Origin of the sequence: Pseudomonas sp. O39 (genome assembly GCF_045447295.1) — a bacterium.
Lineage (GTDB): Bacteria > Pseudomonadota > Gammaproteobacteria > Pseudomonadales > Pseudomonadaceae > Aquipseudomonas > Aquipseudomonas antarctica_A.
Genome location: NZ_JBJGXV010000083.1, coordinates 1 through 367, shown reverse-complemented (window position 1 = coordinate 367; position 367 = coordinate 1). Strand labels below are relative to the sequence as shown.

Below are 367 nucleotides of genomic sequence, written 5' to 3'. Positions count from 1 at the left end.
TCCTTTTTCATCGTGTCCTTTTTCATCGTATCGTGGGACATCGTGTCTTTCTTCATCGTGTCATTGCTCATCGTATCGTCGGCGTGTACAACCGCGACGCCCACTGCCAGGCACATACCTAGGATTGCAGTCGTTAACCTTTTCATCGTGAAGCTCCTTGAGACTCAGGTTGCGAAAAAGCGCAGCCCGGTCTGCGCAATGGGGTTGCCATGGGCGTCAGCTACCACCGAACCAGTTGTAGCCCTGGTCTTCCCAGTAACCACCCGGATAGGTATTGGTGACGAAAATCGCTTGAATGTGCTTTGGGTTCTTGTAGCCAAGCTTGGTAGGCATGCGCAGCTTCATTGGAAAGCCATATTCACGCGGC

At 52.3% G+C, this 367-nt stretch carries 1 protein-coding gene and 1 pseudogene; both read right to left on the bottom strand.

Annotation, left to right across the window (positions count from 1 at the left end):
* A partial coding sequence (locus tag ACI77D_RS29400) for a pentapeptide MXKDX repeat protein (RefSeq protein ID WP_407018112.1) occupies positions 1–146 on the bottom strand: 146 nt, incomplete at its 3' end.
* A gap of 70 nt (positions 147–216) precedes the next feature.
* Positions 217–367, bottom strand: a pseudogene (locus ACI77D_RS29395) (molybdopterin-binding protein); the annotation flags it as partial.